This is a genomic window from Thermus sp. NMX2.A1, from assembly GCF_000511705.1.
Taxonomy (GTDB): domain Bacteria; phylum Deinococcota; class Deinococci; order Deinococcales; family Thermaceae; genus Thermus; species Thermus scotoductus.
Window position 1 is genome coordinate 1 of record NZ_ATNI01000063.1, and the last position, 12,514, is coordinate 12,514.

Below are 12,514 nucleotides of genomic sequence, written 5' to 3' on the forward strand. Positions count from 1 at the left end.
ATCTTCTTGACGCTTCCCAGGGCCTCCTGCTATAGTGCCTAGTGCGGTCGGTCCGCGGTAGCTCAGCAGGTAGAGCGGCCGGCTGTTAACCGGTTGGTCGCAGGTTCGAGTCCTGCCCGCGGAGCCATATGGGGGCCTTAGGGCCCCCTGGGTCTTTTTTTAGGGGAGGCGAAAGGGTATAATCTTAGCTCGTGCGGCCTGCCGGGCCCAGAGAGGAGGTGTAGATGCGCAAGTACGAGGTGAACATCATCCTGAACCCCAACCTGGACCAGAGCCAGCTCGCCCTGGAGAAGGAGATCATCGGGAAGGCCCTCGAGGCCTTCGGTGCCCGGGTGGAGAAGGTGGAGGAATGGGGAATGCGCCGCCTGGCCTACCCCATCGCCAAGGACACCCAGGGCTACTTCCTCTGGTACCAGGTGGAGATGCCCGAAGACCAGGTGAACAACCTGGCCCGGGAGCTCCGCCTGCGCGATAACGTGCGCCGGGTCATGGTGGTGAAAACCCAGGAGCCCCTCCTCACCAAGGCGTAGACTGTTCCCATGGCAAGAGGCCTGAACCGCGTTTTCCTCATCGGTACCCTTACCGCCCGTCCGGACATGCGCTACACCCCGGGGGGGATGGCCATTCTGGACCTGAACCTGGCGGGCCAGGATACCCTCCTGGATGCTTCCGGCCAGGAGCGGGAGGTGCCCTGGTACCACCGGGTGCGCCTTCTGGGCCGGCAGGCGGAGATGTGGGGGGACATCCTGGAAAGGGGCCAGCTGATTTTTGTAGAAGGCCGGCTGGAATACCGGCAGTGGGAGCGGGAAGGGGAGAAGCGGAGCGAGGTCCAGATCCGGGCGGATTTCATCGATCCCTTGGAGGGGCGGGGCCGCGAGACCCTCGAGGACGCCCGGGGCCAGCCCAGACTTCGCCACGCCCTAAATCAGGTGATCCTCATGGGCAACCTCACCCGCGATCCCGATCTGCGCTACACTCCCCAGGGGACGGCGGTAGCCCGGCTGGGCTTAGCCATCAACGAGCGCCGCCCGGGCCAGGGACCGGACGGGGAGAGGACCCACTTCATAGAGGTTCAGGCCTGGCGCGACCTGGCCGAGTGGGCCGGGGAACTCAAGCGGGGCGAGGGGCTTTTGGTGATCGGCCGTTTGGTGAACGACTCCTGGACGAGCTCCACCGGGGAGAGGCGCTTCCAGACCCGTGTGGAAGCCCTCAGGTTGGAGCGACCCACCCGTGGGCCTGAAAGGACCGGCGGAAGCAGGCCCCAAGAGCCAGAGCGCTCTGTCCAGACGGGTGGGGTGGACATTGACGAAGGACTGGAAGACTTCCCGCCGGAGGAGGATTTGCCGTTTTGAGCACGAAGAACGCTAAACCCAAGAAGGAGGCGCAGAAGCGCCCTTCCAGGAAGGCCAAGGTCAAGGCCAGCCTGGGGGAGTTTGACCTTAAGGATTACCGCAACGTGGAGGTGCTGAAGCGGTTCCTGTCGGAGACGGGGAAGATCCTTCCCCGCCGCCGCACGGGGCTTACCGCCAAGGAGCAGCGCATCCTGGCCCGCACCATCAAGCGGGCGAGGATTCTTGGGCTTCTTCCCTTCACGGAGAAGCTGGTGCGCAAATAGGGGGTGGATATGAAGGTCATCCTGCTTGAACCCCTGGAGAACCTGGGCGATGTGGGCCAGGTGGTGAACGTGAAGCCCGGCTACGCCAGGAACTACCTCCTGCCCCGGGGCCTGGCGGTCTTGGCCACGGAGAGCAACCTGAAGGCCCTCGAGGCCAAGATCCGCGCCCAGGCCAAGCGCCTGGCGGAAAGGAAGGCGGAGGCGGAGAGGCTTAAGGAGATCCTGGAGAACCTCACCCTCACCATTCCGGTGCGGGCGGGGGAGACCAAGATCTACGGCTCCGTGACCGCCAAGGATGTCGCCGAGGCCCTTTCGCGCCAGCACGGCATCACCATTGATCCCAAGCGCCTGGTGCTGGAAAAGCCCATCAAGGAGCTGGGGGAGTACGTCCTCACCTACAAGCCCCACCCCGAGGTGCCGATCGCCTTGAAGGTGAGCGTGGTGGCCCAGTAGGGGCCTGGGGATCCGGCAGGCTGCCTTGGGACCCCTGGGAAGCCAGGGGTCCTTAAGCTTTTCCTATGGGGGCTGTGCTCATCGCGGGAGCGGGTAGCGGCATTGGCCTGGCCACGGCCCGGCTCTTGGCGGAAAGGGGTTTTCGGGTCTATGGCGGGGTGCGCAAATCCGAGGATGCAAAGGCCCTTCGCGCCCTGGGGGTGGTGCCCCTTTTCCTGGATGTAACCCAGGAGGAAAGCCTTGTGCAGGCCAGGAGGCTTCTGGAGGGGGAGGGGTTGGAGGGACTGGTGGCCAATGCGGGGATTGCCGTGGCGGGGCCCTTGGAGCTTATTCCCCCTTCCGTCTTCCGCCAGGTGCTGGAGGTGAACGTCCTCGGGGCCTTAGCCACGGTGAGGACCTTTTTGCCCCTTCTTCGAAAGACCCGGGGGCGGGTGGTGCTCATGGGCTCGGTTTCCGGCCTGGTAGCCCTGCCCCTGGCGGGACCCTACGCCGCCAGCAAGTTCGCCCTCGAGGCCCTGGCGGATGCCCTGAGGGTGGAGCTCCTTCCCTTTGGGGTGAGGGTGGTCTTGGTGGAACCGGGGCCCGTGGCCACCCCCATCTGGGAACGTTCGGAACGCTGGGCGGAAAGCTACTTGGAACCTCCTCCTTCCGGTACGGAAAGGGTGTACGGCCGCTACCTGGAGGTGGCCCGCAGGGCGGCCCGGGCCAGCGCCAGAAGGGGCCTGCCCCCCGAGAGGGTGGCGGAGGTGGTGCTTAAGGCCCTCCAAGACCCAAGGCCCAGGGCCCGCTACCTGGTGGCCCCTAGGGGGTGGCAGACCCTTCTTCTCCGCCACCTCCCTGAGGCCTTACGGGACCGGCTTCTGGCCCGCTTTCTGGCCTAGGCCAGCTCCAGGTTCACCAGAAGGATCAAGTGGCCCTCCTGCCGCTTCAGGATGCCCTCGAGGCTCCGCACGGGAAGGTGCTGGCGGAAAACCGCCAGCACCTCATCCATCAGCCTCTCCGCAAGCCCTGGGTCCAAGGCCTCGGGGTCAAGCTCCAAAAGCATCTCCAGCCGGGTTTCCAAGTCCATGCCCCTAGCCTAGGTCCCTGGGGTCAGAGGCCGGTCAGGGCTACCTGGCAGCATGCTTGCGCAAGCCAGCGAAGCTGGGCCCGGTGAGGCCCGATACTTTAAGGGAGCTTTCCCCTGGCGTATGCTTAAGGACGTGGAGTTTCTGGTGGAGGACCTGGGCCTTTTGCCCTACCCCCAAGCCTGGGAGTACCAGAAAAAGGTGCACAAGGAGGTGGTGCGGGGCGAGCGCCCCCCCACCCTGCTTCTTTTGGAGCATCCCCGGGTCATCACCCTGGGGAGAAAGGCCACGGGGGAGAACCTCCTTTTTCCCGAAAGCTGGTACCGGGAAAACGGCTTTGAGGTCTACTGGGTGGAGCGGGGTGGGGACGTCACCTACCATGGGCCCGGGCAGCTGGTGGGCTACCCCATCTTTCCCGTGGGCCGGGAGGTGCGCCGCTTCCTTCGGCAGATAGAGGAGGCCATCGTCAAGGTGGCGGCCTCCTATGGCCTGAAGGCCTACCCCACCCCGGGGTACGCGGGGGTCTGGGTGGGGGAGGACAAGCTCTGCGCCATCGGGGTGGCGGTGAAGGAGGAGGTGAGCTTCCACGGCTTTGCCCTCAACGTGAACACCGACTTAAACGACTTCTCCGTCATTATCCCCTGCGGGCTAAAGGGGAAAGGGGTCACCTCCCTGGAGCGGCTTTTGGGCCGCAAGGTTCCCATGCCGGAGGTAAAGGACAGGGTGGTGCGGGCCTTCGCCGAGGTTTTCGGAATGGAGCCCCGTGTAAAGGAGGATCATCGTGAAGCCCAAGTTTGAAACCGTGGAGCTCCTTGCCCCCACCGGGGAGGTGGTGGAGCTCAAGGTGGTGAAACACGGCCTTGCCCAGGCCCGGCCCGAGCCTGTGGACCGGAATAAGCCCGCCTGGCTCAGGGCCACCCTGCCCACGGGGGCCAAGTACCAGGCCCTGAAGGCCACGGTGAACGAGCTCAAGCTCCACACCGTCTGCCAGGAGGCCCTCTGCCCCAACGTGGGGGAGTGCTGGAGCCACGGCACCCTCACGGTGATGATCTTGGGAAGCATCTGCACCCGGGCCTGCAAGTTCTGCGCCGTGGACACGGGAAACCCCAGAGGCATTGTGGACCCGGAGGAGCCCAGGAGGGTGGCCGAGGCCATCGCCCGGCTCCATATCCGCTACGTGGTCCTCACCAGCGTGGACCGGGACGACCTTCCCGATGGCGGGGCGGCCCACTTCGCCGCCACCATCCGGGCCATCAAGGAGAAGGCCCCTGGGGTCTTGGTGGAGGCCCTTACCCCCGACTTCCAGGGGGACCTCAAGGCAGTGGAAACGGTTTTGGATGCGGGCCCTGAGGTCTACGCCCAGAACCTGGAGACCGTGCGCCGCCTTACCTCCAGGGTAAGGGACCCCCGGGCGGGGTACGATCAGACCCTTAGGGTCCTGTCCCACGCCAAGCGCTATCGGCCTGACGTTCTTACCAAAAGCAGCCTCATGCTGGGCCTGGGGGAAACGGAGGAGGAGATCCTCGAGGCCATGCGGGACCTGAGGGCGGCCGGGGTGGATATCCTCACCCTGGGCCAGTACCTGCGCCCCACCCCTGCCCACCTGCCCGTGGAGCGCTACGTGCCCCCGGAGGACTTCAAGCGCTACGAGGCCTGGGGGTACCAGCTGGGCTTCCGGGAGGTCTTCGCCGGGCCTTTGGTGCGGAGTTCCTACCGGGCGGATAAGGTCTTCCTGGAGGCTTCAAAGAAGTAGGGGGCCTTCCACCTGGTAGGCTAAGGCCATGACCGGAGGCCGCACCGCTGGCATGCCCCTTTTTCTTCTGGACCTCTTGGCCCTTCTCTTCTTTGCCGGGACCGGGCTTCTTTCCCACGGGCTTCCCATCACCCTGGGGGGCCTCGCCCGGAACGTGCTCCCCGTGCTTTTCGTGTGGCTATTGCTTTCGCCTCTTCTGGGAACCTACCGCCAGCCCACCTGGAAAAACCTCCTCCTCACCTGGGCCATTGCCTTCCCCGCGGGGCTTTGGCTTAGGCAGATGGTCCTGGACGGGAGCTTTGGGGTGGGGTTTTTCGTCTTCCTGGGCGTGGCCATGGCCTTTGGCCTTCTCTTCCTCCTCCTTTTCCGGGGCCTCGCCAAGCTTTTGAAGTTCTGGTAAAACGGGAACATGGAGACGCTGGCCTTCCTCGGTCTTGGGGCCATGGGCTACCCCATGGCCGGCCATCTGGCCAAGAGGTTTCCCACTTTGGTCTGGAACCGCACCTTCGCCAAGGCCTTAAAGCACCAGGAGGAGTTCGGTTCCAAGGCCGTGCCCCTGGAAAAGGTGGCGGAGGCCCAGGTGATCTTCACCTGCCTGCCCACCACCAAGGAGGTGGTGGAGGTGGCGGAGGCCCTGTGGCCCCACCTGAGGCCCGGCACCTACTGGGTGGACGCCACCAGCGGGGAACCCGAGGGAAGCCGCAAACTGGCGGAGCGCCTTTTGGAAAAGGGCGTGGTTTACCTGGACGCCCCGGTCTCCGGTGGGACCGTCGGGGCGGAGAAGGGTACCCTCACGGTGATGATGGGGGGGCCCGAGGAGGCAGTGGAGAGGGTGAAGCCCTACCTGGCCTACGCCGCCAAGGTGGTCCACGTGGGGCCCGGGGGGGCGGGGCATGCGGTGAAGGCCATCAACAACGCCCTTTTGGCGGTGAACCTCTGGGCGGCTGGGGAGGGATTGGTGGCCCTGGTGCGGCAGGGGGTGTCCGCCGAGAAGGCCCTCGAGGTCATCAACGCCTCCAGCGGCCGCTCTAACGCCACGGAGAACCTGATTCCCCAAAGGGTGGTCACCCGGGCCTTCCCCAAGACCTTCGCCCTGGGCCTCCTGGTGAAGGACCTGGGGATTGCCATGGGAGTTTTGGATGGGGAAAAAGCCCCAAGCCCCCTGCTTCGCCTCACCCGGGAGGTGTACGAGATGGCCAAAAGGGAGCTGGGCCCGGAGGCCGACCACGTGGAGGCCTTGAAGCTTTTGGAGCGCTGGGGCGGGACGGAGATCCGCTAGGGATGGGAGAAGGCCTGCGGGCTGCCTGGCCCATCGCCCTGGGCTACTTCCCCGTGGCCGTGGCCTTTGGCGCCTTGGGGGCCCAGGCGGGGCTTGGCTACCTTTGGATCCAGCTCACCTCCCTTCTGGTCTTCGCCGGGGCCAGCCAGTTCGCCCTGGTGGGGCTTCTAGCCCAGGGGGTGCCGCCCCTTTTGGCGGCCTCCCTGGGCCTTCTCCTTAACCTGCGCCACGCCTTCTACGGCCCGGCCCTGAGGCCCTACCTGAAAGGAGGCCCCCTGGAGGCCTTTTTCCTCACCGACGAGGTCTTCGCCCTGGCCTTAAGGACGCTTCCCGGCCTTTCCCCGGAAAAGAGGCGGGGCTACTTCCTGGGCCTGGGTTTGGGAGCGTACCTTTCCTGGAACCTGGGCACCGCCTTGGGGGCCTTGGGGGCTAAGGGGCTTCTGGCCTGGCCCCGCCTGGGGGAGGCCCTTGCCTTTGCCCTTCCCGCCCTTTTTCTCCTCCTGGCCCTGCCCCACCTGCGGAACCCAGCGGCCCTTCTGGCGGGCGGAGTGGCCCTGGGGTTTCACCTCCTGGGCCAGACGGCCTGGGGTCTATTCCTGGCAGGGGTGGTGGGGCTCCTTTGGAAGGAGCCCTGGAAAGGGAGGAAGGCATGACCCTGGCCCTTCTCCTTCTGGCTTTGGGCACCTTTCTCCTCCGCTTTCTGCCCTGGCGGGGGGAAAAAAGCCTGAAGACGGGCCAGGCAGGGCCCGCCTTGGTGGTGGCCCTTTTCCTGGTCTCCGCCTTTAGCCCGCCTCCTTCTTCCGAGTGGGTCCGGGCGGCCTTGGCCCTTCTTGGCACCTATCTGGGGCTTAGGCTCACCGGGAACCTGGGCGTGGCCGTCTTCCTGGGGGCAGGGCTTTACGGGCTTCTCGGGGCCCTGGGCTTTTAAGGGTCCGGTGGGGCAGAAGCCCCACCGGGAACTCCCAAGAAACCTGTTGGGTCAACGGTTCAGGATGTGGATGGCCTGTTTGTGGAGGGCTTCCGCCGCCTCCATGAGCCCCTCGGAGAGGGTGGGGTGGGGGTGGATGGTGAGGCCCAGGTCGGAAACCGTGGCCCCCATCTCCAGGGCCAAGGTGGCCTCGGCGATGAGCTCCCCCGCTTGAGGACCCACCACGAAGACCCCGAGGAGGAGGTCGGTCTCCGCATCCCCCACCACTTTCACCAGGCCCTCCGCCCCACCCAGGGTAAGGGCCCGGCCGCTGGCGGAAAAGGGAAACTTCCCCACCTTGACCTTATACCCCGCCTTCTCTGCCTCCTCCTCCGTGAGCCCCACCCCGGCCCATTCGGGGCCGGTGTAGACCACGCTGGGCACCTGGAAGTCGAAGAGGGCGTTTTTGCCGGCGGCGTTTTCGGCGGCCACCAGGCCCTCCTTCATGGCCTTGTGGGCAAGGAGGGGGGGCCTGGCCACATCCCCGATGGCGTAGACCCCGGGGGCCGAGGTTTCCATGCGGGCGTTCACCTGGATGAAGCCCCGTTCGTCCACCTTGACCCCGGCCTTTTCCAAGCCGAGCCCTTCCGTGCGGGGCCTGCGGCCCACCGCCACCAGGATTTTGTCCACCACGATCTCCTCCTGGCTGCCTCCCTGGGCGGCCTCGAGGAGCACGTGGAGGCCATCCTGCTTCTTCTCGTAACCCACCGCCTTGGTGCCCGTGCGTACCTTAAGGCCTTCCTTCTCCAGGGCCTTGCGCAGGAGGGCGGCGGTTTCCCTGTCGCCTGCGGGGAGGATCTCCGGCATGTATTCGATCAGGGTCACCTCCGAGCCCAGGCGGTGGTAGATCTGGCCAAGCTCGAGCCCCACCGCCCCGCCCCCGATCACCAAAAGGCGCTTGGGGATGCCCTCTTCCACCCTTAGGGCCCGGGTGGAGTCCCACACGTCCTCTCCGAAGGGAAAGCCCTTTAAGGGCATGGGCTCGCTTCCCGTGGCGATAATGAGGCTTTTCGCCCCATAGGCCTCGCCGTTTACCTCGATCTCCTTGGGTCCCTTGAAGCGGGCGAAGCCCCGCAAAAGCTCCACCTTGTTGCCCTTTAAAAGCCCGGCCACGCCCCCGGTGAGCTTCTTCACCACGCCATCCCGCCAGGCGCCGAGCTTGTTGAAATCCAGTTCGGGCTTGGCCTTCAGGCCAAAGCCCTCGGCCCCCTTGAGGTGGTGTACGGTTTCCGCGGCGTGCAAAAGCGCCTTGGTGGGGATGCACCCCACGTTCAGGCACACGCCCCCCACCTCGGCGGCCTCCACCGCCAGAACCTTAAGCCCGAGCTGGGCTCCCCGGATGGCGGCGTGGTAGCCGCCGGGTCCGGTGCCGATCACGATGAGGTCGTAGGTCTTCATGGGGTCCATCCTACATTTCCAGAAGGAGCAGGTCGGGGTTCTCCAGGAGCCGGATCACCTCCCGGGTGAAGGAGGCCGCCTCGGCCCCGTCCACCAGGCGGTGGTCAAAGGAGAGGGAGAGGTACATGATATCCCTCGCCTGGATGGAGCCATCCGGCATCACCCAGGGCCGCTTCCGGATGGAGTGCACCCCCAGGATGGCGGCCTCGGGTACGTTGATGATGGGGAAGCTCATCAAAGCCCCCACGGAGCCAATGTTGGTGATGGTGAAGGTGGAACCCGTGACCTCCTCGGGGGAGAGCCTTCCTTCCCGGGCCTTGGCGGAGAGCTCGGCGATCTCCTGGGCCAGCTCCAGGATGTTTTTCCGGTCCACGTCCCGCACCACGGGCACGATGAGCCCCCTTTCCGTGGCCACCGCCAGGCCCAGGTGGTAGTAGCGCTTGTAGACGATCTCCTGCCTTTCCTCGTCCAGGCTGGAGTTCAGCATGGGGTACTTCTTCAAAGCCCGCACCACCGCCTTGAAGATGAAGGGGAGGTAGGTGAGCTTCACCCCCTGGCGTTCGGCCTCGGGCTTCAGGCGCTCCCTCAGGGCCACCAGTTCCGTGAGGTCGGCCTCGTCCACGTTCAGGGTGCGCACGGTGTAGAGGTGGCTTTGCCAAAGCCCCTGGGCGATGGTGCGGCGGATGCCCCTTAGAGGGATGCGCTCCTCCAGGTGCTCGTAGCCCTTGGGGGGGGTGTAGCGGGGTGGGGGCGGGAAGCCCGTGGGAAGGGGTGCTGGGGCCTCCTTGGGGCTTGGGGGCGGGGGTGCGGCCTGGGCCTTAAGCTGTTCGGCATAGGCCCGCACGTCCTCCACCCGGATGCGGCCCATGGGGCCGGAGCCGGGGATGGCCTCGAGGGGAATCCCCAGTTCCCGGGCCAGCTTCCGGGCGGCGGGCACCGCCAGGATGCGGCCTGGAGCCTGGCCTTCCCTGGGAGCCTGCTCCGCTTGGCCTCTTAAGAAGGGGTTCTTCACCGCCACCTGGGTGGTGTCCGGTTTGAAAAGGGAGAGATCCTCCTTTTCCTCCTTTGGGGGAAGCCCGGGCTCCACGATGGAGCGCTCCTCCACCGCTTGCACGGGCGGAGCCTCCTCCTTTACCTCCTTTACCCCAGCCACGGCCTCCCCGGGCTCCGCCAGGAGGGCGATGGGGGCGTGGACCTTGACCACCTCCCCTTCCTTGGCCAGCTTTTTCAAAAGCACCCCCTCGTAGGGGGAGGGTAGCTCCACCGTGACCTTGTCGGTCATCACCTCCACGAAGGGCTGGTCCTTCTTGAGGTAGTCCCCTTCCTCCACCAGCCACTTGAGGATCTCGCCTTCCACCACGCTTTCCGCCAGTTCGGGCATGAGGATTTCCTTGGGCATAGGCCTCCTAGATCAAATCTAAAAATTCCTCGAGGGAGATCTGCGCATCTTTGAGAATGTGGGCTAGGGTGGAGCGCTTTATGGGGATATGCGCAGGCACGATGACGATGATCCGCTTTTCTCCCAGCTGCCTCTCCATCCGGATATGGCTTCCCCGTTGGCGCACCACCTGAAAGCCTGCCTTTTCTAAAGCCTTGATCACCCGCTTGTAGGACAAGGAGGGGACCTTCAAACCTCTACCTCGGCCAGCTCAGCGTTCTCCGGCAACTTTTCCTCTAGCGGTTCCAGGTAGAGGGCGATGGCCTCACGGATGTTGGCCAAAGCTTCTTCCAAGGTGTCCCCCTCGCTAATACAACCAGGAAGGGCAGGCACGTAGACGGTGTACCCTCCCTCCTCGCTCTTTTCCAGGACCACCTTTAGCCGCATAAAGCCTCCCTTCAGTCAGTAGTCTAACGCCCGCTTGGCGGCGTTGAGGATGCGGGTGACGGTGGGCAGGTACAGCTTGTCCTGGGCGTAGGGGTACGGGGTGTCAAACCCCGTCACCCGGATGGGAGGGGCGAGGAGCATGTCCAGGATGTCCTCGGCGATGGTGGCCGCCACCTCGCTGACGAAGCTGGCGTGCCGGGGGGCGTCGGATACCAGCACGGCCCTTCCTGTTTTGGCCACGGAGTTCATCACCGCCTCGTAATCCCAGGGCATGAGGGTGCGGAGGTCCAGAACCTCGGCGGAAACCCCCGCCTTCTCCAGCTCCTCCGCCGCCTGGAACACCTCGGGCATGACGGTGCCGTAGCCGATGAGGGTGAGGTCCTTCCCTTCCCGCCTGATGGCGGCCTTGCCCAGGGGCAGGACGTAGTCCTCCTCCGGCACCTCCTCCTTCACCGAGCGGTAAAGCCTTTTGGGCTCCAGGAAGACCACGGGGTCCTCGTCGCGGATGGCTGCCTTTAAAAGGCCCTTGGCGTCGTAGGGGGTGGAAACCGCCACCACCTTGAGCCCGGCGGTGTGGACGAAATGGGCCTCGGGGCTTTGGGAATGGTGGTGCCCCCCCTTGACCCCGCCCCCGGAGGGCATCCGCACCACCAAAGGGGCGGTGAACTGCCCGCCGGAGCGGTAGCGGAGCTTGGCCACCTGGCTCACCAGCTGGTCGAAGCCGGGGAAGATGTAGTCGGCGAACTGGATCTCGGCCACGGGCCTTAAGCCGTGGGCGGCCATGCCCAGGGCAGCTCCCACGATGGCGGCCTCGGAAAGGGGGGTGTCCATAACCCGGTCGGGGCCATACTTCTGCAAAAGACCTTCCGTCACCAGGAAGACCCCGCCCCTCTTACCCACATCCTCTCCTAGGACCACTACCCGGGGGTCCAGGGCCATCTCCTCGTCCAGGGCCCGGTTCAGGGCTTGCACCATGGTCATGGGGGCCATGGGGACCTCCTTAAAGCTCTTCCTTGAGAAGGGCCTCCTGGCGCTTTAGGTGCCAGGGCTTTTCCGCAAGGACGTCGTCGAACATCCACTCGGGGGGTACAGCGCCGGCCTCCTCGGCTTCCTTCAGGCCCCGCTCCAGCTCGGCGCGGATCTCCGCCCTCAGGTCCTCCTCCCACTCCAGGTTCCAGAGGCCCCTTCCCTCCAGGAAGCGCTGGAAGCGGAGGATGGGGTCCCGTTTCCGCCAGGCCTCCACCTCCTCCTTGGGGCGGTAGCGGCTGTCGTCGTCCGCGGAGGAGTGGGGGCCATAGCGGTAGACCCTGAGCTCCACCAGGCTCGGGCCCTCTCCCATGCGGGCTCGCTCCACCGCCTCCTTCACCACGTAGTAGGAGGCCAGGACGTCCATGCCATCCACCAGATAGCCGGGGATGCCGAAGGCGTGGGCCTTGTCGGCGAGGGTGGGGCTGTGGGTCTGGTGGCGGTAGTCCACGCTGATGGCGTAGAAGTTGTTCTCGGCGATGAAGACTGCCGGCGCCCCCTGCACGGCGGCGAAGTTGATCCCGGCGTACCAGTCCCCTTCGCTGGTGGCCCCGTCCCCGAAGGTGCAGACCGCCACCTGGCCCGTGCGCAGAAGCTTCATACTGATGGCGGCCCCGGCGGCGGGGGGAACGTGGGAGGCGATGGGGCTCGCCACGGTGAAGAAGTTAAGGGCCTTGGAGCCGGGGTGCTCGGGCATCTGGCGGCCTTTGTTGGGGTCGGCCTGGGTGGCCAGCATCTGGCCGAAGAGCTCCTTGAGAGGGATCCCGAGGGCCAGGGCCAGGCCGTGGTCGCGGTAGTAGGGGAAGACCCAGTCAAAGCCCGGCCTTATGGCGTGGGCGATGGCCACCTGGGCGGCCTCGTGCCCGGCGGCGGGGGCGATGAAGCTGGTCTTGCCCGTGCGGATGAGGATGGTGTAGCGCTCGTCAAGCATCCGGGCCGCCAGCATGTCCCGGTACAGGCGGCGTAGCTTATCCTCGTCCAGATCCAAGGGGAAATCCCCCAGCCACTCCCCCTTCTCCCCGATGAGCCTTATGGGCTCGGGGGTGAAGGGCTGAAACCGGTGGGTGTCCTTTACCATAAACCCTCCTTTTCCGGCGCTTTTGGCGCCTGTAGAGCCTGCCCTGGGTAAGG

At 65.5% G+C, this 12,514-nt stretch carries 18 protein-coding genes and 1 tRNA gene; 12 read left to right on the forward strand and 7 right to left on the reverse strand.

From position 1 onward, the window contains the following. Positions 1-51: 51 nt before the first annotated feature. The 6 genes from TNMX_RS06770 (at position 52) to TNMX_RS06795 (ending at position 2,949) form a co-directional block, all read left to right on the forward strand. Positions 52-127: transfer RNA gene (locus TNMX_RS06770), tRNA-Asn, on the forward strand. Between the two features lie 97 nt (positions 128-224). Further along, on the forward strand, positions 225-530 hold the full coding sequence (gene rpsF / locus TNMX_RS06775) for a 30S ribosomal protein S6 (RefSeq protein ID WP_038030682.1): 306 nt from the start codon (positions 225-227) through the stop codon (positions 528-530). Between the two features lie 9 nt (positions 531-539). Further along, positions 540-1,352, forward strand: a complete 813-nt coding sequence (locus tag TNMX_RS06780) for a single-stranded DNA-binding protein (protein WP_015716148.1) — start codon at positions 540-542, stop codon at positions 1,350-1,352. Further along, positions 1,349-1,615 carry a 30S ribosomal protein S18 gene (rpsR, locus tag TNMX_RS06785; protein ID WP_015716149.1) on the forward strand — a complete coding sequence of 89 codons (267 nt, stop codon included), beginning with the start codon at positions 1,349-1,351 and terminating at the stop codon, positions 1,613-1,615. The genes TNMX_RS06780 and rpsR overlap by 4 nt, the downstream gene beginning before the upstream one ends. 9 nt (positions 1,616-1,624) lie before the next feature. Beyond that, positions 1,625-2,068 (forward strand): 50S ribosomal protein L9, encoded by a 444-nt coding sequence (gene rplI, locus TNMX_RS06790; protein WP_019550443.1) that lies wholly within the window; start codon positions 1,625-1,627, stop codon positions 2,066-2,068. Between the two features lie 65 nt (positions 2,069-2,133). Beyond that, on the forward strand, positions 2,134-2,949 hold the full coding sequence (locus tag TNMX_RS06795; protein WP_038030684.1) for an SDR family NAD(P)-dependent oxidoreductase: 816 nt from the start codon (positions 2,134-2,136) through the stop codon (positions 2,947-2,949). On the opposite strand, the gene TNMX_RS06800 is transcribed toward TNMX_RS06795, so the two are convergent. Beyond that, positions 2,946-3,137 (reverse strand): hypothetical protein, encoded by a 192-nt coding sequence (locus TNMX_RS06800; protein ID WP_015716152.1) that lies wholly within the window; start codon positions 3,135-3,137, stop codon positions 2,946-2,948. The two genes, TNMX_RS06795 and TNMX_RS06800, sit on opposite strands and share 4 nt — an antisense overlap. Before the next feature lie 133 nt (positions 3,138-3,270). On the opposite strand from TNMX_RS06800, the gene lipB reads away from it, so the two are divergent. From lipB to TNMX_RS06830, 6 genes are read left to right on the forward strand one after another with little or no spacing between them, the layout of a single operon-like run. Continuing rightward, the gene (lipB, locus tag TNMX_RS06805) at positions 3,271-3,933 is read left to right on the forward strand and encodes a lipoyl(octanoyl) transferase LipB (RefSeq protein ID WP_148228676.1); all 663 of its coding nucleotides are present in this window, start codon (positions 3,271-3,273) and stop codon (positions 3,931-3,933) included. Continuing rightward, positions 3,917-4,888, forward strand: a complete 972-nt coding sequence (gene lipA / locus TNMX_RS06810) for a lipoyl synthase (RefSeq protein WP_038030687.1) — start codon at positions 3,917-3,919, stop codon at positions 4,886-4,888. Before lipB ends, lipA begins: the two co-directional genes overlap by 17 nt. A gap of 28 nt (positions 4,889-4,916) precedes the next feature. Continuing rightward, positions 4,917-5,288: a DUF3054 domain-containing protein gene (locus TNMX_RS06815; RefSeq protein ID WP_253269379.1), complete on the forward strand. Its 372-nt coding sequence runs from the start codon at positions 4,917-4,919 to the stop codon at positions 5,286-5,288. A gap of 9 nt (positions 5,289-5,297) precedes the next feature. Next, positions 5,298-6,167, forward strand: a complete 870-nt coding sequence (locus TNMX_RS06820; RefSeq protein WP_038030689.1) for an NAD(P)-dependent oxidoreductase — start codon at positions 5,298-5,300, stop codon at positions 6,165-6,167. 2 nt (positions 6,168-6,169) lie between these two features. After that, positions 6,170-6,820 carry an AzlC family ABC transporter permease gene (locus tag TNMX_RS06825; RefSeq protein ID WP_038030692.1) on the forward strand — a complete coding sequence of 217 codons (651 nt, stop codon included), beginning with the start codon at positions 6,170-6,172 and terminating at the stop codon, positions 6,818-6,820. Next, positions 6,817-7,095: a hypothetical protein gene (locus TNMX_RS06830; protein ID WP_015716159.1), complete on the forward strand. Its 279-nt coding sequence runs from the start codon at positions 6,817-6,819 to the stop codon at positions 7,093-7,095. Before TNMX_RS06825 ends, TNMX_RS06830 begins: the two co-directional genes overlap by 4 nt. A gap of 51 nt (positions 7,096-7,146) precedes the next feature. On the opposite strand, the gene lpdA is transcribed toward TNMX_RS06830, so the two are convergent. The 6 genes from lpdA to TNMX_RS06860 are packed head-to-tail and all read right to left on the reverse strand — an operon-like array spanning position 7,147 to position 12,461. Further along, positions 7,147-8,532 (reverse strand): dihydrolipoyl dehydrogenase, encoded by a 1,386-nt coding sequence (gene lpdA, locus TNMX_RS06835; RefSeq protein WP_038030808.1) that lies wholly within the window; start codon positions 8,530-8,532, stop codon positions 7,147-7,149. Between the two features lie 10 nt (positions 8,533-8,542). Then, positions 8,543-9,931 carry a dihydrolipoamide acetyltransferase family protein gene (locus tag TNMX_RS06840; protein WP_038030694.1) on the reverse strand — a complete coding sequence of 463 codons (1,389 nt, stop codon included), beginning with the start codon at positions 9,929-9,931 and terminating at the stop codon, positions 8,543-8,545. Positions 9,932-9,938: 7 nt separating this feature from the next. Then, on the reverse strand, positions 9,939-10,148 hold the full coding sequence (locus TNMX_RS06845) for a type II toxin-antitoxin system HicA family toxin (RefSeq protein ID WP_019550432.1): 210 nt from the start codon (positions 10,146-10,148) through the stop codon (positions 9,939-9,941). An 11-nt stretch (positions 10,149-10,159) separates the two neighbouring features. Next, on the reverse strand, positions 10,160-10,357 hold the full coding sequence (locus TNMX_RS06850; RefSeq protein WP_018111076.1) for a type II toxin-antitoxin system HicB family antitoxin: 198 nt from the start codon (positions 10,355-10,357) through the stop codon (positions 10,160-10,162). Positions 10,358-10,372: 15 nt separating this feature from the next. Continuing rightward, positions 10,373-11,347 carry an alpha-ketoacid dehydrogenase subunit beta gene (locus tag TNMX_RS06855; RefSeq protein WP_038030700.1) on the reverse strand — a complete coding sequence of 325 codons (975 nt, stop codon included), beginning with the start codon at positions 11,345-11,347 and terminating at the stop codon, positions 10,373-10,375. 10 nt (positions 11,348-11,357) lie between these two features. Then, complete coding sequence (locus TNMX_RS06860) at positions 11,358-12,461, reverse strand: thiamine pyrophosphate-dependent dehydrogenase E1 component subunit alpha (RefSeq protein ID WP_038030702.1); 1,104 nt, start codon at positions 12,459-12,461, stop codon at positions 11,358-11,360. Positions 12,462-12,514: the final 53 nt, after the last annotated feature.